Here is a 23109-nt window from a genome sequence, read left to right on the forward strand (position 1 = left end):
AAAATTTCTGGGGATACCTCAGGGTAGATAGACAGCTTTGAATCAAATACATTCAACTTTGGTAGGTTCTTTGCCAAATAGTCACGCAAATGGCTCTCTAAAGCGAAAAGTGAGCTCTCAACTGAAGCGTCACTTACTAATTGAATTTCAGAATCTTCATTACCCTCAACAACCCTCACACCGTAAAGGCCCTCCTCCTTGATATAAATCTCCCACGTGCCGTGAATAGATGGGTTATAGAGTGCTACACGGCCTCGCCCGGTATTAAACAAAAAGTCATGCTCCCCTAAGCAAACCCTGGGCCTCTTATTTTCTTGGTAGTGAATACGCGATGGATGATTCACTGAAGAGGATATGATTGAGCACGTTAATGATGACTCATTTATCTCACCATACACAGATCTTACGTGCTGCTTTATTTCAGAGTAGGTAGCCTCTCGTCCAATACTCAAAGCCGCTTCCTTAACCATTTCCCAAATTGCGGGCATATAACTTATCTCCTTAGCCTGGATTTTTAGAATGTTGAATTATTCTCAATAATCATTAATCGCAAATGCCCAACAGGCGAGATTTTGACTATGCTTATGAACATGTGAATATCAACATGCCGGAGTTCGCTACTAAAAAATGGTTAATAAGCAGTTCATGTTATTCACAAAAGGACTCTGCAACTTGAAATTGAGCCATAACCAACCTTTAGCCAACCAGCATAAATTTTGTTAAAACTTTGCCAGCAATCGAACAAGTCTGCAAAGTATAATTTTCAGCACATTACAGATTTTCCGACAAAAATAAGCCCGTGTATAAGGTTAAGTCGTAACAGGCGTCTGGATAGGCGTACTTTTTTAAATCGCAGATCGCGTCTCCGGTACGCCAGCATACCGGAGACGGGACGCGGTGCGGCTTAGACGTAAGAAAGCAAAAAAGCCGCTATTAAAAGCGGCTTTTTCGGAATTTGGATTTACCGAATATCTAACGCAATTAAGTTGTTACACATTCAAATCAAGCCAAACTTGGCTTTTGTCTGCCGCAGGAATTCAAACGTATTAATACATTGAACACCGAACTGTTTACAGATATTAGGTACCTTAACTTTCTTCGTCGCGTCACTAACCAAACTTTCATGCGTTACAACTATAGCGCCGCTCGACATCGCTTTAGCAATTAACCAAGGGTCCGCTTTTGATCTCGATTAGCAGGGTTAAAGTTTTGCGCCATCACATACTCAATGATTTGCACAAAAGCCGTTTGGGTGGCATCATCATCGTTAGCAATAAACTGGCCTTTACGGGCTTCAACCCATTCCGCTAACTCGTCATTACCCTCTTTCAGCTCTCGACCAATCATATCAATACTACCCGCTATACCGGCCGCAAATTGGTGATCTAACCAAGACCAATAGGCGGGGCAAAAATCCATGCTGTAGTAGCTGTTTTTAGCTTCGATATAGGTGTTTGCATCCAGCAGATAAATCAAAACCCAAGCTCCTGCGCGAATTTAGTCACGTTGGCTGGTTTCATTCCAAGCAGCCAAGCAGCATCACGCAACAACAACTTACCATTCAACGCTTCACTGACAACGGCCTTAGAAAACAGCTGACTAATTTGCGCCTTTTTGGTTTTAAAATAGCCTGGGCTACTACCGCTAGCTTCGCGCTCTTTAAATGCTTCTCTTTGCGCCTTAATGAAGGCTCCGTATTCACCCTGGCTAATCAATGCCAGCGTTAATGCTTTCCGCGCCAAGGCCAAGGGGCTAACATGAAAATGCGCTTCTAACTCAGGTAGGTTTTGTTGCCAGTTATCAACGTCGATGTGCCAACGCGCCCGGAATTCATCAGTAGGAACGAGTAACTCAGCTGCCACCGCGTTACAAAAACGCTCTTCCGCGCGATGACTGTTAGCATCGCCATCAGAAAGGCCGGTTTGCCCTATCCAGATATGGCATAGCTCATGGATAAGGGTAAACAATCGGGCACCGGGTGCATCAGCATGATTGACGAAGATAATTGGCGCAAACTCATCACACATCGCAAAACCACGGAATTCATCGACACTAAAAGGTCTGCTGTGATGTCCAAGACTAGATTGCCTCATCACCAAAATACCAAGCGCTTCGATTCGCTCTACTAAATCGCGGTAGTAGTCGTCCCAAGAACCCCGCTTTGGGTGAGGTGGAATGTTAAGCTTATTGCGCATATCTGCCACAACAGCTGCCACCCCATCTTCAATTCGGAAGCTCCCGACAATACTGATAGGCTCTAGCAGCTGATTACGGGCATAGTCGCGGTACCAGTCCTGACATTCCAGCATATTCTTGAGTAAATCCATCAGCTCAGTACTTGGACGCTTTAACTCTGCGGAATCCACAGTGCGTAAATCAGGGATCGGTAGATTTTCAACAGGAGGCTGGCTTAAAAACAGGAAACCAAAAGGCACATGAGCTTTATTGGCAAACGTCATTGCCTGCACGAAGGTAATATCCCGCTCGCCAGCTTCCCATTCACTGACTTTTTCTTCAGTCACATTCAATTTGCGCGCAAATTCAGGCAAAGCATAGCCGGAACGCTCGCGCGCCCATGTCAGCATAGCTTTGTTGATTTTTGCGTTATTCATTAATTCCACCTTTCAAGCAAAATGCTCAAACCGCCCCAAAATTATAAACTGCTGTAACTTCCGGCGCTATGCTCAATTAATCAGCATTCCAAGTATATGTCAGGCTAGGATACATTATTGCCATCATCTCAGTTTTGACACCATAAAGGAAATCTTGACCAGGCACCTCATAGTCAACCTTTATAGCAGTTGTATAAGTCTTGTTAAGACTTTGCCTGCATCCATGCGAGTCCGCAAAGTATAATTTCAGAATATTACTGGCTGTCTGCCAAAATGCGCGGATGTTTCAGACTGAGTAGCAACAGGCGTCTGGATAGGCGTACTTTTTTAAATCGCAGATGGCGTCTCCGGTACGCCAGCATACCGGAGACGGGGCGCGGTGCGGCTTAGACGTAAGAACGCAAAAAGCCGCTTTCAAAGCGGCTTTTTCGGAGTTTGGAGCGAGTTACGAGGTTCGAACTCGTGACCTCGACCTTGGCAAGGTCGCGCTCTACCAGCTGAGCTAAACTCGCATTGTGTTGCACTTCTTTCGCACATCGCAATCTGGTATTGCCTGTGGTTCTTAGCGCTGCCTGATTAAAAATCTATTTAGAATCAGCAGCTTTAAATGGTGCCCGGGGCCGGACTTGAACCGGCACGGGGTTTCCCCCGAGGGATTTTAAATCCCTTGTGTCTACCGATTTCACCACCCGGGCATACTGTGCGTGGGCACCGACAGAACGGCGCGCATCTTAATTAAGGCTGCGCCGATATGCAAGTTATTTCTGTGTGTGATCAGGCACAACAATTTTCGGGTCTGGTTTATCGCGTAAGATTTTATCCAGGTAACCCATCGCAAAAGCAGAGATGACAAAGGTAATATGGATTAACAGGTACCACATAATCTTGTCATTCTCAATTTGCTCAGTATTCATAAACACCTTCAACAGGTGAATCGACGAGATGGCAACAATAGAGGCCGCGACCTTATTTTTCAGGGAATTAGAGTCGAGCTTACCCAGCCAGCCCAACTTATCGTCGTGACCATGTAAGTCTAAACGCGAGACAAAGTTCTCATAGCCGGAAAACATCACCATCACAATCAGGCCGCCAACCAGGGCGATATCGATCAGGCTTAACGTAATCAGGATCAGTTCCACTTCTTTCATACTAAAAATCAGCGGAATAAAGTGAAACACTTCCTGGAAAAATTTAATACCCAGCGCCAGCAAGCACAAGCTTAAGCCAAGGTAAATTGGCGCCATAATCCAGCGCGTGGCATACATTAAACGTTCAAAATAACGTTCCATAACAATTCCTGTTAAAATATCTTGCTCAATAATGGGGGCGCGCCGCGTAGCTTCAAGCCTGACGCGGCCGCGTTTTTACTCTGTTACCAGGCTAATGAAGATGGCAGTTTCGGCGTCGATAATAAGCTAATAAAACGCTGCCAACGCTCATCTTCGCTGCTTGCCTGCTCGACATACTGTTTTACCAGATCTTTGCCCCAGTTATAGTTAATCACATAGGCGCCGTAACTTCTGACAAAACGTAGCCGCTGCCGCGCTTCGGCCTCACTTTGCAACAAATATTGCTGTTGCAGCGCAACAAATTGTTCTTCGTCAATCTCGCCATTTAGCAATAAACGGGCGATTTCATTACCGGCATAACTAAGGCGTGCCATCAGTTTTAAAAAGCGGTCGTAGCTGGCGGCCTGCGATGGATCCAGCCCGGCTAACGGGTAAAGTACGTCGCGTTCAAACGCCAGTTTTTGCTCACCGGGAAAGGCGATATCAATACCATAGTTGGCGGTGCCTTCCGCGATTAACGACTGCGGGCTGAATAGCGCATAAACACTAAACTCCACCCAGTTACGCTGTTGTTTTAGCTCGGTTTCCAGTAGCGCATTATAGGTGTGATGGCCGGGGTAGCCCTCGTGACAGCCCAGATCGACAGCGCGGGAGATATCAATCGGCCGCTCGGTATTAATCTGGATCAGACTATAAGCCTTGCCCTGATACCAGTTATAACCGCTCCAGGGTTTGTCGGTCACAAACTCCAGCGTAAAATTCTCCTGCGCCGGCAAGCTGATGCGCTGTAAGGTCCGGTCGCGGCATTCCGCGATCGCCCGTTCAAACACCAGCTGTAATTTATCCGCCGGAATAACAAAATTTTTGCGATAGGCTACTACCCGCTCGGTCAGGCTGCCCTCGCCAGGTACTAGTTGCTCCAGCTCAGCCAGCACAGGGGCAAAGCTGCTAAGGTCCTGCTGCGGTGGTTGGGTATCGTAGAGTTCGCTAGCTTGTTGTTCAAAGCTGGCCGCAGTGCCGTTTTGTAGCGTATCGGCATGGCTAATCAGCGCCGTTAGCTGCCGCTGTAAATAATGCAGCCGCAACTTTAACATCGCATCCGTTTCGCTATGCGCCTGTAACGCATCGCGCAGCAACTGAGCTTCAGCAAGTAGCTCTGGCAGGGGCTGCGGCTGCTGTTTTACTGCCTCGGCCCATTCAGCCGGGCCATAATAGGCATCCACATAGTTACCATCATATTGGCCGAGTGCCAGCACCAGTTTCACATAGTGCTCGGCAGCTTCATCCAACACGGCGACACTGATCGCTGCGGCGGGCTCGCTCTGCACCGGTTCTGCTGGCTTGCCACAAGCGGTTAGTAACAAGCTACTGCACAGCAGCGCCGTTAAAGGTTTAAATAGGGTTTTCATTCGCAATCCTGCAATGGGAAGAATGTCGGCTAATCTAGCGGTGAGTCAAAGGTTACGCAATATGCGTTGCCTTATGCGACTAAAGTTTCTGCAAAAATTTATCCATTTAGCCATCTATACTGTTGCAGATAAAAAATAACCATGGTATTACTAATGGCGTTCTGCAACTTCGACTTTAAAGGCAGTAAATGATTTCTTCGGTATTAGTGCGTTTCAATAGCCTCCTCCTCGTGCTCCTCTGCGCTGCGCGGGGCCGTGCTTATTGGTGAAAAAACCTTACCGATAAACCTAAAACCCCGTGCCCAAGGCCGGGGTTTTTTGTTTTTATCCCGGCAAGCAGTACGCCACGATTTGATAACATAGGATTGCGTAATGAGTGCTGATAACAAAATCTGGATCTTCGATACCACCCTGCGTGATGGCGAGCAGGCACTGCGTGCCAGTTTAAGCCAGAAGCAAAAAATCCAGCTGGCGCATGCCATTGCCCGCTTAAATGTCGATGTGATGGAAGTGGGCTTCCCGGTGTCCAGCCCCGGTGATTTTGATTCGGTACAACGTATCGCGCGCGAAGTAAAAGGCCCGATTATTTGCGGCCTGGCGCGGGCAGTGGCAGCCGATATTGAAGCCTGTGGCGCTGCGTTAAAAGATGCGGAACGCCGCCGGATTCATACCTTTATAGCCACCTCCCCGCTGCATTTGCAGTACAAGCTGCGCAAAACCCTGGCCGAAGCCTCAGATCAGGCGGTCGCCGCCATTAAACTGGCCAGCCGCTATACCGATGATATTGAGTTCTCCTGCGAAGATGCCGGCCGCACCCCGATTGATGATTTATGCTGGATAGTCGAGCGGGCCATTGCCGCCGGCGCCACCACCATTAATATTCCGGATACGGTCGGCTATACCATTCCCAATGAGTTTGCCGCCATTATTCATGCGCTGCGATCTAAGGTGCCAAATATTGATAAGGCGCGCCTAAGTGTGCATTGTCATAATGACCTGGGGCTGGCGGTGGCGAACAGTATCAGCGCCATTCAGGCCGGCGCGCGGCAAATTGAATGTACCGTCAATGGTATTGGTGAGCGTGCTGGTAACTGCTCGCTGGAAGAAGTGGCGATGATTATCAATACCCGCAAGGATATTTTAGCGCCGCTGTATACCGACATTAAAACCACCGAGATTTACCGCAGCAGCCATCTGGTCAGCCAGATCTGCAATATGCCCATCCAGCCAAACAAAGCCATCGTTGGCGAAAATGCCTTTGCCCACAGCTCGGGTATTCACCAGGATGGCGTGTTAAAAGCGCAAAGCACCTACGAAATTATCTCACCTGAACAGGTCGGTATCCGCCAGAACGAATTAAACCTGACCTCACGCTCGGGCCGTCATGTTATTCAGCACCGCTTAGCTGAGCTGGGTTACACCAAAGACGACTACGATCTGGAAGCGGTGTACAGCAGCTTTGTCGCACTGGCTGATCAGAAAGGCCGGGTGTTTGATTACGATTTAGAAGCTCTGGTGTTTTTCCAGAACCTGCAGGAGCAGGACGAGTTCTACAAGCTGGAGTTTTTAAGCTCCTCGACCCATACCGGCCATGTCGCCAGCGCCACAGTAGGCTTAAGTTGCGGCGGCAAGATCTTTATCGAAGCCGCCACCGGCAATGGCCCGGTCGAAGCCGCGTTTCAGGCGGTACAGCGCATTAGCAAATTACAGATCCGGATGGTCGATTTTAACCTGTCGGCGAAAGGCAGCGGCGAAGACGCCCTGGGTCAGGTCGATATTATTGCCGAACATGAAGGGCGACGCTTCCACGGTGCCGGTTTGGCCACCGATATCGTCCGCGCCTCAGTGCTGGCCTATGTGCATGTACTGAATATGATCCAACGCGCCCAAACCATCGACGCCCATAAACAGGCCAAAGCGAACGAATCCCAAATTAAACAAGCAGCAGGTGAAATATGAGTAAGCATTACAAGATCGCGGTATTGCCCGGTGACGGTATCGGCCCGGAGGTCATGGCCGAGGCGATTAAGGTACTGCAAGTAGTGGCGGATAAATTTCAGTTCCAATTAACGTTAACCGAAGCGCTGATTGGCGGCGCCGCCCTGGATGCCACCGGCGTACCACTGCCGCCGGACACGCTGGCTCTGTGTAAAGCCAGCGATGCCATTTTGTTTGGTTCCGTCGGTGGTCCGAAGTGGACTGGCCTGGCACCGGATATGCAACCTGAGCGTGGCTCTTTGCTGCCACTGCGTAAAACCTTCGACTTATTCTGCAATATGCGTCCGGGGCAAATTTATCCGGCCTTTGCCGACTTATCGCCACTGCACCCAAGGGTCAGCAGCAAAGGCATGGATGTGCTGTGTATCCGCGAATTAACCGGCGGCATTTATTTTGGCGAAAAGGGTCGTAGCGGCGACACTGCCTTTGATACCCAGCGCTATAGCGTGGCAGAAGTGACCCGCATTGCCGAAGTAGCCTTTCAGGCGGCGCAAAAGCGCGGCAAAAAAGTCACCTCTATTGATAAAGCCAATGTACTGCAAACCAGTATTTTATGGCGCGAAACCGTGGAACAGGTGGCCAAAAACTACCCGGATGTCACGCTCGAGCATATGTACATCGACAATGCAGCGATGCAGCTGATCCGCAGCCCACAGCAGTTCGACGTGATGCTGTGCGACAACCTGTTCGGCGATATTTTATCTGATGAAATTGCCGCCATCGCCGGTTCATTGGGCTTGCTACCGTCAGCCAGTTTAAATGGCAGCGGCTTTGGCTTGTACGAACCCGCCGGTGGCAGTGCGCCGGATATCGCCGACCAGGGTATCGCCAACCCTATTGCGCAAATATTAAGTGCCGCCCTTATGCTGCGTTACAGCTTTGGCGAAGAAGCCGCAGCCCAGGCAATTGAGCGCGCAGTGCAGCAGTGTTTAGAGCAGCATATCGTCACCCGTGATATCGACCCGAAATCTACTTATGGCACCGCCGCCGTTGGCGCGGCCATTGTCGCCACCTTACAGCAGGAGACATACTGATGGGCCAGACCCTGTATCAGAAAATTTACCACAGCCATGTGGTTGGCAAATTAAACGCCAGCACCGACTTATTATTTGTCGACCGGCATTTAATTCATGAAGTGACGTCACCGCAGGCGTTCTCCGGCTTAAAACTGGCTGGCCGCGCCGTGCGCCGCCCGGATCTGACCTTTGCTACCATGGACCATAATGTTTCTACTCAACGCCGCAGCCTGGATGCGGCCGGTGAAACCTCGCGCAAGCAATTAGAAGCCCTGGCCGCCAACTGTGATGAGCACCGTATTCCACTGCTGGATCTGACCCACCCCGATCAGGGCATAGTGCATGTGATTGGCCCGGAGCAAGGCTTAACCCAGCCGGGGATGATTATTGTCTGTGGTGATTCGCATACCTCGACGCATGGTGCTTTCGGCGCTCTGGCTTTTGGTATCGGTACCTCGGAAGTTGAACACGTGCTGGCCACCCAAACCCTGCCACAGCAGCAAGCGAAAACCCTGAAAGTGGAAATTAGTGGTGAACTGCCGGCCCATGTTACGCCTAAAGATGTGATCCTGGCGGTAATTGGCAAATTAGGTACGGCTGGCGGTAATGGCTATGTCGCCGAGTTTTGCGGTAGCGCCATTCGCGGCATGAGTATGGAAGGCCGGATGACACTGTGCAATATGAGTATTGAAATGGGTGCCAAAGCCGGTTTAATTGCCCCGGATGACACTACCTTTGCCTATTTAAAAGGCAAAGCCCATGCGCCACAGGCTGAGCATTGGGACGCTGCCGTTAGCTATTGGCAGAGCCTGCATTCTGATGCCGATGCCGTATTTGATAAAACTATCAGCCTGGATGCCAGCAGCATCAGCCCGCAAATTACCTGGGGCACTAACCCTGAGCAGGTGATTGCCGTTGATGAGCCGATCCCGGCACCGGAAAGCTTTAGCGACGACACCAAGCGTCAGGCTGCGGAACGCGCCCTGCAATATATGGGCTTAAGCGCCGGCCAGAAACTGACCGACTGTGCTGTTGATGTGGTCTTTATCGGTAGCTGCACCAATAGCCGGATTGAAGACTTACGTGCCGCCGCCAGCGTCGTGCGGGATCGCAAGGTCGCGCCCGGCGTGCGGGCCTTGGTAGTACCGGGCTCCGGCGTGGTCAAGCGGCAGGCCGAGCAGGAAGGTCTGGCCGAGATCTTTAAACAAGCGGGCTTTGAATGGCGGGAACCGGGCTGCTCAATGTGTCTGGGTATGAATGACGATCAAGTCGCCGCCGGTCAGCGCTGCGCTTCCACCAGTAACCGTAACTTTGAGGGCCGTCAGGGCCGTGGTGCCCGTACGCACTTAGTTAGCCCAGCCATGGCTGCCGCTGCCGCCATCGCCGGTAAGTTTGTTAATGTCGCCCGTTTAGAAGGAGCCGCCCAATGAGCCAGATTTTTAAACAAGGCCTGGTGTGTCCGCTGGATAAAAATAACGTCGATACCGACCAGATTATTCCCAAGCAGTTTTTAACCTCGGTGAGCCGCGATGGCTTTGCTGAAGCGCTGTTTTATGACTGGCGTTATCTGGCTGATGGCGCTGCTAACCCGGAGTTTGTGCTGAATTATCCGCAATATCAGGGCGCGTCAATTTTATTAACCCGCGCCAACTTCGGCTGTGGCTCCAGCCGCGAGCATGCGCCCTGGGCGCTGCAGCAGTATGGCTTTAATGTGATTATTGCCGAAAGTTTTGCCGATATTTTTTTCAATAACAGCGTAAATAACGGCATGTTATTAATTACCTTAAGCAAAACCAATATCGAGCTGTTGTTTAACCGCTGTGCCCAGGGGCCGCAGCAGTGGCAGATCGATCTGGCAAGTCAGGAGATCCTGTTCGGCAATAACGCAGCGATGGGCTTTAATATCGACCCGGATATTAAACAGCGCTTACTCTCCGGGCTGGATTTTATCGGCTCCAGCGAGCAGTTAAATCCCCAGATCGCCGCCTTCGAAGCGCAGCGACGGGCTAACTTGCCTTGGCTGGGTTAAGGTAAGCCACCATAATACGAAGCCAACGCACGTTGGCTTTAGCGCTTAATTCGCTTCGACCAGTAAGCCGGTAAAGGCCACCCACTGTTCGGGGGTGGTCAACTCCTCTGCCAACTCACCGCTTTGCAGCTGCTGCCAGGTCAGCGGCCGTTGCAAATTAAAGCTCAGCTTCAGGCGCTGTGGTTCATGCAAAAACAGCAGCAGATTCTCGCGAATGCGCTCGGTCACCAACTCTGTGCTTTGCACATAGACTTCCAGTTGTGGCTTTAGCTCTGCCAGCTGCGCCGTAGCCGGCTGTGCTAACAGCACGGGCTGCAGTTGCTGCAAATAGCCGTTATTTTCCAGCGTCAGTTCACCACTGACCAATTGCAGCGCCGCCAGCGCCTGCTGCACTCTCGGCTGCTGCTTACCCTGCTGATAAGCCTGCTGCTGTTCCAGATCCATCGCCGCCAGCTCACTGCCTAACTGCCATAACGCCTGTACCGCTGTCAGTTGCAGTTGCAGCTCTAACCGCATCGCATCGCCAACCCGCAGTTGCTGCTGCAAGGTCAACAGATCCTGCGTTGGTTGGTACTGATACCGGTAATCCAGCCATAGCGGCGATGCAGCCAATAATTTTCCGACTTCCGGCGGCAGCATCTGCTGTAGCAGGTTACTCAGCTGCAATTGCTGGATCCGTAATTCACCCTGCTGCGACAACTTGCCGGGTTTAAAACCGCGGATACTTAAGCGGCCAATTTCAGCCACGGTACCCACACCGGCGATTTGCAGCTGTAAGCCACTTAAGCGGTAATGATCGCGCCAGTAGTTCGCGCGGATTTTGCTGTAATTTAGCTGTACTGCCGGCATCAGCCCCTGACTCGCCATCTCGGCATAGGAGCTGTTAATCAATTCAATCTGGCCGGCGATCAAGCGCTCAGCTTTATAATTGCCATAGTAAAACCCCGCGGTTGCCATCAGCAGCGCGCCGAGCGAAATAATCAGTGTTTTTTTCATCAGTTCTACAACATCTTCCGCGAAATTGTGCAGACTACCATAGCCTTATCGTCGCAATAAAGTTTTGACAGTGTTATTTTAAGGTGTAGTTAAGGCGTGTTGACGTTTGCTGCAAAAACAAGCAGCAAACGTCAGCACGCTCTAACAGCAGACTGTTACAATTGACCGAAGTTCGCCATGGAATACAGAAGATGCCGGAATATTTTTTATGGTTTGATTTACTGGGGATAGCGGTGTTTGCCATTTCCGGCACCCTGGCGGCCTGGCGTAACCATATGGATGGCTTTGGCGTGATCGTGCTGGCCAGTGTTACCGCCATCGGCGGCGGTACCCTGCGCGACCTGATCCTGGATGTGCCGGTGATCTGGATAAATAATAATACCTATTTTTATGCCATCTTTGTTGCCGCTATTGGCACTATCCTGCTGGTACGTAACCGGCTGACCATTCCCAATAATACCCTGCAAATTGCCGATGCCTTTGGTTTGGCGTTCTTTGTGATTATGGGTACCCAGAAGGCGCTGGATCATGGTACCTCCAGCATGGTGGCCATTATGCTCGGCACCATGAGTGGCGTCTGTGGCGGCATGATCCGCGATGTGCTGTGCCGCGAAGTACCGATGGTGTTTCGCGGCGAGCTCTATGCAGTAACCTGTATTTTCGGCGGCATTATCTATACCTCGCTACTGGCACTGGCGGTACCGCAGCTGTATGCCATGCTGGCCGGTATGCTGGGCTTATTATTGTTGCGGCTGGCGGCGATCCGCTGGCACATTACCATTCCGGTATTCGGCAAGCATCATCAGGAGCTGAACGAACCCTGAACAGAGCACTAAAATGGCGGCCGATACTTTAATCTACCGCAACAATCCGGCCGGCCCTTTTCGCTACACTTAGCCGCAGTTAATGGTTAAGGAGAGCTACTATGGCCAGCCACAATCCGCATCGTGTTTATATCAGTACCACAGCCCGTTCTAATCAGTATTTACTGGCAGAATTTAAGCCCGACGCCGCGTTCTACCAGCAGTTCAGCAGTCATGAAGCCTGCTATCAGCAGTTAGCCCAACAGCTGTTTGCGCTACTGCCGCAATATGATTTGCGCAATGTGCAATTAATTGCCAATGACAAACTGCCGGTGGTCCGTTTCCATCAGGAGGCCTATACCTTACAAACCGAAAAGCAGATCCTGTTTTTCTATAACCCTAAATACCATGAAGGTCAGGGTATCTTCAGCCAGCCTGATTATCAGGCACGCAAGATCCGGGTGGTATTTCTGGCCACCGGCGAAGAGCTGCGATCCCAGGCTGCAGCATTTCACAGCAAAGTAGTACAGTGTCTGCAGGCCTGGCAGCAACAGTTACCTGGTAAGCCGGCACTGAAACTGCGCGACCATCAGCAGCTGTCTTATGATCTGTTTGCAAAAACTAAAGGTCATAAAGAAAGTTATGGCTATAAACTGCGCGGCCTCTACCCACGCTACAAAGCCCGGCACTGTGCACTACCGGACGAACACAGCGAGTTGACTTACGTCACTGTTACCCTGCCCCTTACCCGGCAGCTAAAACAGCAGTGGCTTGCAGCGGGAGCAACCGACTTTAGCCCGCTGTATCAGCAGCTGCAACAACGCTTTGTCGAAGCCTGTGCCGGTAAAAAGCTGGACCGGCTGGCCATCGTTGCCAATGGTCTGACACCGGTAGTGCGCAGCAGCAAGTGGGACCAAATCGAGCAGAACCGCGAGCTGCAGAAAATCAGTTTTAACCCGGATTGTACTGAGCCCCAGCTGCTCACCTTCTGGCAGGCTGATAAGCTGGTTGAGAGCGCACACTTTATTATTGTGGCCGATAAAGACGACAACACCGAGTTTGGCTATGGCCGCTTTATGAACCAGGTCGAAGACGCGCTACGCAGCTTCGCCCGGCAACTGGAGATTCCGGCAGAGCGCCAGGATCTGATTGTACGTTTTTATCAACATATCAGTTATATCCTGCCTGCGGCCTAATCCCCGGCATCGCAACGGCAGCTGGTCTGCCGTTGTTGATTATCGATAGCTTGACTTTTGGTTAATGATAACTATTATCATTTAATCACAAGCAAGAACTATCGGAATATGCAAAACCTGTGGTCAAGCTGGTCGCGCCTGGAGTACCAGTTGTTTAAACCCTTTGATGCAAAACAACAATATGGCCGTCTGGTATCGGACTATGTTGCCTGTAGTTGCCGCCTGGCCAGTCAGCTGGCGTTCAATGCTAACCCGTTATTGCAGGAATGGTGTCTACGCCAGGGCCTGTTTAATCTGGCTCAAGCCGCTATGCGGCATAAAGGCAATCCTGCCGCACAACAACCGTGCTTGGATCAGCTGTACCTGTTATTGCTGGCGTTAAACCGGTTTTATCAACAACAGCACGACGGCAAAAGCCGGCAACTGGCACTACAAGCCAGTTTAAACCAGATTTTTTATCAGGGGGTGTAACATGAGTTTTCGGATTGAGCATGATTCGATGGGAGAGCTGCAAGTACCTGCGCAAGCCTTGTATCAGGCACAAACTCAGCGTGCCGTACAAAACTTTCAGATTAGCCGCAAGCCAATGCCAGTGGGTTTTATCAAAGCCTTACTGCAGATTAAAAAAGCCGCAGCCCTCACCAATGCCGAACTTGGCTTACTGACCGCGCCGCAGGCCCAGGCAATCAGTCAGGCAGCAGAGCAACTACTGCACGACACCGACTTAAGTCAATTTCCGGTGCCGGTGCTACAAACCGGCTCGGGTACCAGCAGCAATATGAATGTGAATGAGGTGCTGGCGACCTTGGCCAGCCAGCTCAGCGGTGCCAAAATACACCCTAATGATCAGGTAAATCTGGGGCAAAGCAGCAACGATACGATACCAACCGCGATCCAGCTCAGCTGCTTGCTGGCGTTACAGCAGCAGTTACTACCGGCGATTCAGGGCTTGCAGCAGACGATCAGCGAAAAATCTGCCACTGTCGGCCATATTGTTAAAACCGGTCGCACCCATTTAATGGATGCGATGCCCGTGACCTTCGCGCAGGTACTGGGTGGCTGGCACAGTCAGTTGCAACATGCCGCACAACAATTACAGCAGCAGATACCGCTATTAAGCCAACTGGCGCAGGGCGGCACCGCGGTAGGAACCGGCATTAACGCCCCCCCCCAGTTTGCGGCGAGGTTCGCCCAACAGCTCAGTAAGCAAACCGGTCTCAAGTTAAGCGTCAGCCCGGATTTTTTCTTTAACCTCAGCTCGCAGGATAGCGCCCTGGCGTTATCGGGTTGCCTGAAAACGCTGGCGGCCGCCTTACTAAAGATCGCTAACGACCTGCGCTGGATGAATTCCGGCCCCTTAGCGGGTTTAGCGGAAATCAGCCTGCCGGCGTTGCAGCCAGGCTCGTCCATTATGCCCGGCAAAGTGAACCCGGTTATTCCGGAAGCCGTTGCTATGGCCTGTGCTCAGGTATTTGGCTGTGATACAGCGATTAGCATCGCTGCCCAATCCGGCAACTTTGAACTTAACGTGATGTTGCCGTTGGTGGCCGATAACTTACTGCAAGCCATAGCTTTACTCAGCGGCAGTTGTGACGCACTGGCTACACAGGCCATCGCCGGCTTTACCGTCAACGAGCGACATATTGCTGCCAGTCTGGCGCAAAACCCGATCCTGGTTACGGCACTTAACAGCCGCATCGGCTATGAACAGGCAGCGCGTATTGCCAAGCAAGCCTATCAACAACAGCGGCCTATTCTGGATGTCGCCGCCGAGCAAACCGGGATCGATCGGGAGGAGTTGGCCAACTTGTTGGATCCAGCGCATCTGGCCACTGCTACAACTATTACCAATCAATCGCCCTGACCACAGTAGCGCTGATACTAACCATGGCTCACCCATCAGCTCCATATGTCACATACATATCTGAAATATAAATTGATAACTTATTCACAATTTGATATACAAAGTCCACAGGGAGTTTTGTCTGGAATGGCAGTGGAGAAAACGCAGTGATGCCTTATAACCAACTATTAATCTTATCGGATGTCAGTATCAGCTGTAATTTGGTGCTGCTGGCGAAATCGCTGGGCATACCGGTAAAGCAGTTATCAGCAACCGAATTCCAGGCACAGCAGGAGCTGCCGCAAAACACATTGATCGGTATACAGTTAAAAAATGTCAGTGTGGGTAAGAACAGCTTCAATACCTTATTACAGTCTGTTCGGAAATGCGGCTCTGTTTTTTTATTTAATGCCGAGCGTGATGTTATCAATAGCGCTCTGGCAATGAAAACTGGTATCCGGGGCGTAATTTATCGTGATGAACAATTAGATAAAGTCTTGTCTGCTCTGAGTAATATGATGAAAGGTCAGTTGTACTATTCAAGAGGAGAGCTCTCTGCCTTTGTTGACCAGACACTTATGCCGGAGGAAAGCAGTGATGTGTTGTTCAGCTCAGAAAAATTTCTGATCCTGACCAAACAGGAAAAACGGATCACTAAACTTATTGCTGAGGGTGCACGCAATAAGGAAATTGCCGACCAACTCAACATTAGTACTCACACGGTGAAAGCTCATGTTTCCACTATTTTGCGCAAAACCCAAGCCCGCAACAGAGTAGAATTAATTAAGATTGCCCAAGGAGTGCCAGCTGCACGCTCCCCCTCTTATATCTAGGCCTTGACTAGGCTTCTGGCCGCCAGAAGCCTTTTGCAACACCCTGCTCCACCAATTCCATCACTGCTAACTCGATTGCTTGCTTAACCGAAAACATCACCGGCTCGTTGGTTGTATAACCGGCTTCAGCTTCAACCAAACGATTGAGAGAGACAAAGCGGAATAATCCAGCTCTCAACTCTTGAGAGAAAACCTTTTTAGTCGTTGATACCGAGAGTAAAACCTGGCCGGTGAACACATCAACAGCACGCAAATAAACCGTAACCTGGTCTTCGCGATAGAGTTCTGAGGCACCAATACCAAAGTATTCAGCACCGATACCACCGGTAGTTAGATTGGTTTCATAACCAATAATGCCGCCTTCAAGCAACAACCGGGCTTCTTTCATCGGTGGCAGTTCAGGAGCGCCTTTATTTGAAGTGTAGATCCGCCTTTCTGTAAGCAGATTTTGCAATCCTTCCCGCTCTAACGGGGAAAACCAGCCACTCTCAATCAGCGTTTGGGTCAGCATAGAGGTCGCGCCCTGAGTCACCGCCGTTGAGAAACTCGACACATTAGCCTGGGGCTTATACTGTCCTGTTTGATCGCGAAACGCATAAACAGAAACCGGGATAGGATGTCGCGGCTGCTTATCTGATTTGAGGCTCAACATAGCGGCAGACGTCGGATTGATTTCAGCCGGCGTCAGATTTAAGGTGGGTTTAGGTACAAAAGCGCAACTACTCAATACGCTGAATAACAAAACAATGCTAAAACGCATACTTACCTCGGTAAAACGGGAATACGAATAATGGTGGTATCACCAGTGTTTTGATTGGTTATCGTGACCAGGACACTGCCGTCAGTATCCTGAATCACTTCGATGCGATATTCACCAGTGTCGTATACACCTTCAACCAGCTCACCATCTGCAATGCGTCTGGTCAGCGAGTTGATAATATTTCGCTCCAGAGCTTCCCGGAATTTGTCGACAAACGATAATGCAGGCCTTTGTAAGGAATGCGCATTTTGACTTTGCGCCTTTTGCAGCAAAAAATTGCCATTTAGTGGATTACCACCAAAGCTGGGATTTATCGGCGTGTACACCAGTTCAGTCGCCAGCGTCTGGCTAACAGGCATTAAGGTCCCGCTGCACACTAACAAAGTCAGAAAACATGCTTGCTTAGAAAGTCGATTCAGCACCGAACCACTCCTCTGTTTTAATTTTTACCAATTCATCCACCGCGATTAAGATCGCTTGCTCAGCCATCTGCTTGACGTCATTTTGCCGGCGACCAAAATAGTTTTGATAGATCCGTCTTTGGTCCAACTCAACCCAAAGAAAGGTTCCTGCCTGAGGATAGATTTGCTCGTACACGACGATAGTAACGCCGTCTGTAGACGGCACTTCACGCCAATAGGAAGAGAAGTAAAAGACAAAGTCTTTGCCAAAGCGGGAAATCGTTCTATCCAGCACCATGCCGCTCAACTCAATCTCTGCTTTCGCAGGCGAGAGGCAACAAATAAGGATAATAAGTGCGAAAAATCCATTTCTCATAATTAGCAGAGCGGCTTGCACCGCTCCGTTCTATACATTCAAAACATCTTATCGCACTATATTAAACATCTGATCAACAAACAACCCGAATATTTAATTTGGTGCGTTTTGATTCACAATAGCAGTGTTGAATGAGCCAATTTGTACCACTTGCAGCACATTATCAACGCCACCCTGAGCACCCAGTACCAGGTTGTCGCTACCTTGCTGAGTAATTAACACTGTGCCGTTATCACCGGCAACCCGGAACGACGGCGCATTATCACCGCCAACCCAGTTTTGGCTGCCACGTTGCAATACATTTAATGTATTGCCATTACCTTCAAGTAACACGTCTACCAGGTTCAGATCGCCGTTACGCTGATTAACAGTAACATTGTTGTTGTTGACCGATTCACCGGTGACAATAACTTCGTTGGCATTACCAGCTTGATTCACATTTAAACGGTTACGATCACCTGCCACATCAAGCAGCGCGAAGTTATCACTACCATTCTGGCTGATTCGACCATTGTTGGCATTACCAACCAGGCCGATGCCGGCATAGTTGTTGTCTCCGGTTGTTTCGATAGTACCAACGTTAGCACTACCTACCAGAATCATCTCGCCATTATTGTTATTGCCGGTTTGTGAAATCATCAGATCGTGGCCTGATCCTACACTGGCAAAGAAAATGTAATTATCGTCACCGGCCTGCACGAAGTCGTAGGTATTGTTATCACCACTAATTCCGATCGGTGCTTCAATTAGGTTGTTCGCACCAACCTGATCAACAAACACCACATTATCATTGCCATTTAACGGATTAATCTGGAACTCGTTGCCAGAACCATCCTGAAAAATATTTAATTCGTTGTTGTTACCGGAGAAAGTACGGGCAATAAATACGTTTTCATCACCAAATTGCTGAATGGCAATATCATTATTGTTACCCCGCAGCCCAACAATACCGCCAACGTTGGCAAAACCGTCCTGCTCAATAGCAACAGTGTTGTCATTGCCCAGGCCACCGATAACTGCCGATTCGTTGAACACACCGTCCTGCAGAGCTTCATAGCTGTTGCCGTTGCCTCTGAATTCGGCCAGAGTCCAGTTCAAACCGCCGTCCTGAACAATAGAGATCTGATTGTCATCACCCTGCACTAATGCTGTTGCTTCTTGAGCGACGCCCATCTGATTGACTTCGACCAGGTTATTGTTACCCTCAACCTCAACCAGCATTAAATGACTGGATCCATCTTGTTTTAACAGCACTGAGTTGGCGTCACCACCGCTGTAAGTGTCGATCTCATTAGCTGTGCCGCTCTGCTGAATGTCTGTCTCATTCCCACTGCCGACCTGCTGCGCGATAATAAAGTTATCTGAAGTGGCAGTGCCGGTTTGCACCAGTTGTACCAGATTCTCCTGATTACCAGTGTTCGTTTGCAATACTATTGCTGTATCGTTGGCAACTGCCTGACCTGATAAACAAGCGGCGACAGATAAAGCTAGTAGTGTTTTACGTGACGTGAACTTAAACATTGGTTCTTCCTTTCTCGATTTAATTAGTATTGGACGATAGATATTTCAATGCCGTTGCCAATCTGGGTCAGGTCGAAACTTTGCCCCCCCCATTGCTCCAGCGAAATAGCGTTAGCATTTCCCAGCTGTGCGAGATTGGCCTGATTACCAAATCCTACTTGCCGGACACTTGCCTGATTCCCCACCCCGGCTTGTTGTAATGCAATCTCATTCAACATGCCGATTTGTTGTAACTCAGCAACATTAGCTAAACCGCTTTGCGTGACATCAGCACTGTTTACTGTGCCGCGCTGTAAAATGACCAAAGCATTACTGTTACCATGCCGGTCCAACAACTGTGCTAGCGAGATAGAAGCGTCGTTTGCACTAACCTCAGCGACGCCCACTAAGAGAGCCGATACCAGTAGCAGCCCTTGCCAGCACCTTGTAATTACAAACTGCATGCCCTCCCCCTTTTTTACTATTGGTTAACCAAGACTAATGCAGTGACGCAAACAGACAATCGGAAGAACGGCCTAATTAACGGAAATTTCCCTTAACACGAAAAATAATATTAACATTAAAAAACAATGGCTTATATCGTTTCATTAGCATGGACACCTGCCTCAGAGCTAGCTCTTCCGGCCTATAAATTGCGCATCCTCTCCCGCGCAGAAGCTTTTGTGATATTTATCCTTTGTGCGATCTGTTAGCACCATTCACAAACTTATAAAATAAAACAGGTACGTTTATGATAAAAAAATCTCTCATTGCCCTGGCTGTGGGTACTGCGCTAATCAGCGGTAGCGCCTTCGCCAAAGAGCAGGCTCCAGCCGCAGATGACTCAATACTGGTAATGTTCAAGCCAGGTGTTAATAAACAACAACGAGAAACACTGATCCGCAGAACAGGCGCCAGCCTGCGTCAATTAGATGCTCAAGGTCGTGATCTGGCATTTCAACACGTTGCGGATGGCCGGATCGTAAAAGTTCGGGTTCCGAAAGGCGTGAATAAAGACTTCGTTATGAAGCAACTGGCCCGAAATCCTGCTGTTGAGGTCGCAGAACCAAACTACCTGGTCCAGAGTACCCGTGCAGCTGTTACCCCGCCAAACGACCCACGCTTTGGTGATTTATGGGGTTTACATAATACGGGACAAGCCGGTGGCCGTGCCGGTGCAGATATTAAAGCTCTGGATGCCTGGCAAACGACGACAGGCGACCATAGTGTCATTATCGGGGTAATCGACTCTGGTATGGACTACAACCATCCGGATCTTATCGCTAACCGCTGGGTCAACCCAGGCAATCTGCCAGGCCATCCATATGGTTATTCATCATTAAATCCAAATCGTGATCCAATGGATACCGACTCTCACGGTACTCATGTCGCCGGAACTATCGGTGCTGCAGGTGACAATGGTATTGGCGTTGTTGGTGTAAACTGGAATGTCACATTACTGCCATGTTCATTCCTTGGACCTCAGGGCGGCTCAACCGCTGGTGCCATTGAATGTATCGACTACTACACTAACCTTAAGCTAAACCATGGTGTAGATATTAAAGCGACCAATAACTCCTGGGGTGGTGGTGGTTTCTCTGAAACATTGCGCGCCGCCATTCAGTCAGGTGGCGATGCAGGTATTCTGTTTATCGCCGCGGCAGGTAATGCCGGTCGTGATGCTGATGTTAACCCCATGTACCCTGCCGCATACGACCTGGATGTTATCGTATCAGTTGCCTCAACTGATCGTAACGACAACCTGTCAGTCTTTACCAGTGGCGCATCAAACTATGGTTTAACCAGTGTAGACTTAGGTGCGCCGGGTTCAGCAATCTTGTCGACCATTCCGAATAACGGCTATGCGGCATACTCAGGTACTTCCATGGCATCGCCGCACGTCGCCGGTGCTGCAGCCCTGCTGTGGTCAGTCAACCCGGATATTACACCGTTAGAAATGAAAGCCATTCTGATGGAGACGGGTGACAGCCTGCCAGCTCTTGAGGGTAAGACCGTCTCTGGTAAACGTTTAAACTTAGCCAGAGCGCTTGAGGAAGCGGATCCGGCTCCGGGCTTCCGCCTGGCACTTACGCCACGTAACCAGAATATTGTCGCTGGCGACACTGCGACCTTTACGCTGGATATCAACAGCGTAGCCGACTGGATGCAAGTCGTTAACCTGTCGCTGGACGCATCTCCTGCTCTGTCAGGCGCGACGCTGTCTGCAAACAGTGCTATGCCTGGTGATGTCGTAGTGCTCACAGTTAATACCGACACCGCCACGGCCTGGGGTGATTATAATCTGGCGATCACCGCAACAGACTCATCTGGCGAACTGCAGCGTACTGTTAATGCCAGCTTAAATATTACGCCGGCATTCTTACAGGATTACAGCTATATCAACGATACACCTGTTGCTATTCCTGATAATAATGCGGCAGGTATTACCAGCGTTATTTCAGTACCGGATGACGGCACCATTTTCAGTGCATCTGTGGACCTGAATATTACCCACACCTGGCGTGGTGATCTGCTTGTTCGCTTAACCTCACCAACGGGCACCCAGCATGTTCTGCATAACCGCACCGGGGGCAGCGCACGGGATCTGATCGGTAACTATCCAATCAGCAGCTTTAACGGCGAACAGATGAGTGGCGATTGGGTGCTTTTCGTATCGGATAATGCAAGTCTGGATACCGGTACTCTGAACAGCTGGCGTCTGAATCTGTCGGCATTAAACGATGGCCCGGTAGATCCGATTGCACCGGTAGCTGCGTTTAGCTACAGCATCTCCGGTTTAACTGCCAGCTTTACTGACTTATCAACAGATGAAGATAGCAGTATCGTAGCCTGGGATTGGAGTTTTGGTGATGGCGCAACCTCATCACAGCAAAACCCAAGCCATACCTTCGCTGCGGCTGGTGACTACACTGTATCGCTGACCGTAACAGATGATACCGGTTTAACCAGTACCAGTTCACAACAGGTTTCTGTTGCTGACATCAACTTTAACCTGAGTTTGCTGCGTGCTACCCGCGCCAGAACAGGCTCAACTATTGTTGATTTACGGATGAACGATATTGGTGCGGCTGTAGATGTGTATCGTGATGGTACGCTAATCGACACAGTGGTAGGTGATCGTTACCGCGACCGCTTTACCTCAACGGCGCCAACCAGTACCTATAAACTGTGTTTAGCTGGTACTCAGATATGTTCAGGCGATTTAGTCGTTAACTTCTGATTCGAAAGCTTAGTGTCATAAAGCAAACCGGCAGCCTGACTGCCGGTTTTTATCTGGCGCGCCATGCCCGGCGAACGTGTGAGAGGACGGCGGGAGTGATCCCGCCTCCTATTCGATCTTATAATAGCAACCTGGTTTCAGATAACACAGGCCTACAATGAGCCGTTACAGTATTCTGGCTACCGCCGTTGAACACCGGTTGCTGGAGAAAAACAGCGAGTTTATTACCTTCTTGCAACCGGTAAGCGATCGTGAACAGGCGCTGCACTGGCTACAGCATTACCGCGAACACTATAAAGACGCAGCCCATGTCTGTTGGGCCTACATTATTGGTAATACCCGCCAGCCACAGACTCAGGCCTTTAGTGATGATGGCGAACCCAGTGGTACAGCGGGCAAACCGATGCTGCATGTACTGACCGAGCGCGAACTGGGAAATTGTCTGGCGGTGGTGGTACGCTATTTTGGTGGTATTAAGCTCGGCGCCGGCGGCCTGGTCCGCGCTTATTCCGCAGCAGTATCGCAGGCAGCACAACAAGCCAACCTGCAAACTGTCAGCCCAAAAGCCCGGCTACAACTGCAGCTTGATTTCGCGCTGGAAGCGCGGGTGCGGCAGCTAATGGCACAGTATCAGGCGGAACTACTGACAGCAGATTATCAACAACAAGTTATGCTGCAAGTGCAGCTCCCGCTGGAACAGCATGACGCACTGTGCCTGCAACTGCAAAATATCAGTGCCGGTGCCATAATGGTAAAAGAATTGGCCGACTAGCAATTCCTGTCATTCCATGGATAATAACCGCCAAA

At 50.0% G+C, this 23109-nt stretch carries 23 protein-coding genes and 2 tRNA genes; 11 read left to right on the forward strand and 14 right to left on the reverse strand.

The window, feature by feature from the left end; translation table 11 throughout:
• The 8 genes from A9165_RS06945 to A9165_RS06975 form a co-directional block, all read right to left on the reverse strand.
• Positions 1-488, reverse strand: a 488-nt coding sequence (locus tag A9165_RS06945) for a hypothetical protein (RefSeq protein ID WP_218060731.1), incomplete at its 3' end; no start/stop codon positions are given.
• A gap of 509 nt (positions 489-997) precedes the next feature.
• Positions 998-1153 carry a DUF4411 family protein gene (locus A9165_RS17085; protein ID WP_255365668.1) on the reverse strand — a complete coding sequence of 52 codons (156 nt, stop codon included), beginning with the start codon at positions 1151-1153 and terminating at the stop codon, positions 998-1000.
• Between the two features lie 11 nt (positions 1154-1164).
• A complete protein-coding gene (locus tag A9165_RS06950) occupies positions 1165-1476 on the reverse strand; it encodes a DUF4411 family protein (protein WP_008606582.1) in 312 nt (103 codons plus the stop codon).
• Positions 1473-2612: an ImmA/IrrE family metallo-endopeptidase gene (locus A9165_RS06955; protein ID WP_008606581.1), complete on the reverse strand. Its 1140-nt coding sequence runs from the start codon at positions 2610-2612 to the stop codon at positions 1473-1475. The genes A9165_RS06950 and A9165_RS06955 overlap by 4 nt, the downstream gene beginning before the upstream one ends.
• A gap of 436 nt (positions 2613-3048) precedes the next feature.
• Positions 3049-3124: transfer RNA gene (locus A9165_RS06960), tRNA-Gly, on the reverse strand.
• A gap of 96 nt (positions 3125-3220) precedes the next feature.
• Positions 3221-3307, reverse strand: a tRNA-Leu gene (locus tag A9165_RS06965).
• 63 nt (positions 3308-3370) lie between these two features.
• Positions 3371-3901: a TIGR00645 family protein gene (locus A9165_RS06970; protein ID WP_008606580.1), complete on the reverse strand. Its 531-nt coding sequence runs from the start codon at positions 3899-3901 to the stop codon at positions 3371-3373.
• An 83-nt stretch (positions 3902-3984) separates the two neighbouring features.
• A complete protein-coding gene (locus A9165_RS06975) occupies positions 3985-5310 on the reverse strand; it encodes a hypothetical protein (protein WP_065955386.1) in 1326 nt (441 codons plus the stop codon).
• Positions 5311-5682: 372 nt separating this feature from the next.
• Here A9165_RS06975 and leuA point away from each other — a divergent pair, with 372 nt between their 5' ends.
• From leuA to leuD, 4 genes are read left to right on the forward strand one after another with little or no spacing between them, the layout of a single operon-like run.
• Positions 5683-7269, forward strand: a complete 1587-nt coding sequence (leuA, locus tag A9165_RS06980; RefSeq protein ID WP_065955387.1) for a 2-isopropylmalate synthase — start codon at positions 5683-5685, stop codon at positions 7267-7269.
• On the forward strand, positions 7266-8342 hold the full coding sequence (leuB, locus tag A9165_RS06985; protein ID WP_065955388.1) for a 3-isopropylmalate dehydrogenase: 1077 nt from the start codon (positions 7266-7268) through the stop codon (positions 8340-8342). Before leuA ends, leuB begins: the two co-directional genes overlap by 4 nt.
• Entirely contained in the window at positions 8342-9754 is a 1413-nt protein-coding gene (gene leuC / locus A9165_RS06990; protein WP_057787000.1) for a 3-isopropylmalate dehydratase large subunit, read from the forward strand. The genes leuB and leuC overlap by 1 nt, the downstream gene beginning before the upstream one ends.
• Positions 9751-10353, forward strand: coding sequence for a 3-isopropylmalate dehydratase small subunit (gene leuD, locus A9165_RS06995; RefSeq protein ID WP_008984797.1), 603 nt, complete (start codon positions 9751-9753; stop codon positions 10351-10353). Before leuC ends, leuD begins: the two co-directional genes overlap by 4 nt.
• 45 nt (positions 10354-10398) lie before the next feature.
• Here the strand turns inward: leuD and A9165_RS07000 are convergent, their stop codons facing one another.
• A complete protein-coding gene (locus tag A9165_RS07000) occupies positions 10399-11349 on the reverse strand; it encodes a hypothetical protein (RefSeq protein ID WP_065955389.1) in 951 nt (316 codons plus the stop codon).
• 191 nt (positions 11350-11540) lie between these two features.
• Here A9165_RS07000 and A9165_RS07005 point away from each other — a divergent pair, with 191 nt between their 5' ends.
• The 5 genes from A9165_RS07005 to A9165_RS07025 all read left to right on the forward strand — a co-directional run bounded on the left by A9165_RS07005 (position 11541) and on the right by A9165_RS07025 (position 16024).
• Complete coding sequence (locus A9165_RS07005) at positions 11541-12173, forward strand: trimeric intracellular cation channel family protein (protein WP_008606572.1); 633 nt, start codon at positions 11541-11543, stop codon at positions 12171-12173.
• A 101-nt stretch (positions 12174-12274) separates the two neighbouring features.
• Complete coding sequence (locus A9165_RS07010) at positions 12275-13348, forward strand: DUF3083 family protein (RefSeq protein WP_008606571.1); 1074 nt, start codon at positions 12275-12277, stop codon at positions 13346-13348.
• 108 nt (positions 13349-13456) lie between these two features.
• Positions 13457-13819: a hypothetical protein gene (locus tag A9165_RS07015; protein ID WP_065955390.1), complete on the forward strand. Its 363-nt coding sequence runs from the start codon at positions 13457-13459 to the stop codon at positions 13817-13819.
• Between the two features lies 1 nt (position 13820).
• Positions 13821-15212: a lyase family protein gene (locus A9165_RS07020; RefSeq protein ID WP_008606568.1), complete on the forward strand. Its 1392-nt coding sequence runs from the start codon at positions 13821-13823 to the stop codon at positions 15210-15212.
• Between the two features lie 149 nt (positions 15213-15361).
• Positions 15362-16024, forward strand: coding sequence for a response regulator transcription factor (locus A9165_RS07025; RefSeq protein WP_065955391.1), 663 nt, complete (start codon positions 15362-15364; stop codon positions 16022-16024).
• A gap of 7 nt (positions 16025-16031) precedes the next feature.
• Here the strand turns inward: A9165_RS07025 and A9165_RS07030 are convergent, their stop codons facing one another.
• The 5 genes from A9165_RS07030 to A9165_RS07050 all read right to left on the reverse strand — a co-directional run bounded on the left by A9165_RS07030 (position 16032) and on the right by A9165_RS07050 (position 19525).
• The gene (locus A9165_RS07030; protein ID WP_008606564.1) at positions 16032-16784 is read right to left on the reverse strand and encodes a CsgG/HfaB family protein; all 753 of its coding nucleotides are present in this window, start codon (positions 16782-16784) and stop codon (positions 16032-16034) included.
• 2 nt (positions 16785-16786) lie between these two features.
• Positions 16787-17143, reverse strand: a complete 357-nt coding sequence (locus tag A9165_RS07035) for a curli assembly protein CsgF (RefSeq protein WP_008606562.1) — start codon at positions 17141-17143, stop codon at positions 16787-16789.
• 43 nt (positions 17144-17186) lie between these two features.
• A complete protein-coding gene (locus A9165_RS07040; protein ID WP_238534530.1) occupies positions 17187-17582 on the reverse strand; it encodes a curli production assembly/transport protein CsgE in 396 nt (131 codons plus the stop codon).
• A 72-nt stretch (positions 17583-17654) separates the two neighbouring features.
• Positions 17655-19082, reverse strand: a complete 1428-nt coding sequence (locus A9165_RS07045) for a hypothetical protein (RefSeq protein ID WP_008606558.1) — start codon at positions 19080-19082, stop codon at positions 17655-17657.
• Positions 19083-19105: 23 nt separating this feature from the next.
• Positions 19106-19525, reverse strand: coding sequence for a curlin subunit CsgB (locus A9165_RS07050; protein ID WP_083216238.1), 420 nt, complete (start codon positions 19523-19525; stop codon positions 19106-19108).
• Positions 19526-19812: 287 nt separating this feature from the next.
• Here A9165_RS07050 and A9165_RS17185 point away from each other — a divergent pair, with 287 nt between their 5' ends.
• Positions 19813-22302, forward strand: coding sequence for a S8 family serine peptidase (locus A9165_RS17185; protein WP_065955392.1), 2490 nt, complete (start codon positions 19813-19815; stop codon positions 22300-22302).
• A gap of 157 nt (positions 22303-22459) precedes the next feature.
• Complete coding sequence (locus tag A9165_RS07060; protein WP_008606550.1) at positions 22460-23074, forward strand: YigZ family protein; 615 nt, start codon at positions 22460-22462, stop codon at positions 23072-23074.
• Positions 23075-23109 lie beyond the last annotated feature (35 nt).

Origin of the sequence: Alishewanella sp. HH-ZS, from assembly GCF_001704375.1 — a bacterium.
GTDB classification, from domain to species: Bacteria; Pseudomonadota; Gammaproteobacteria; order Enterobacterales; family Alteromonadaceae; genus Alishewanella; species Alishewanella aestuarii.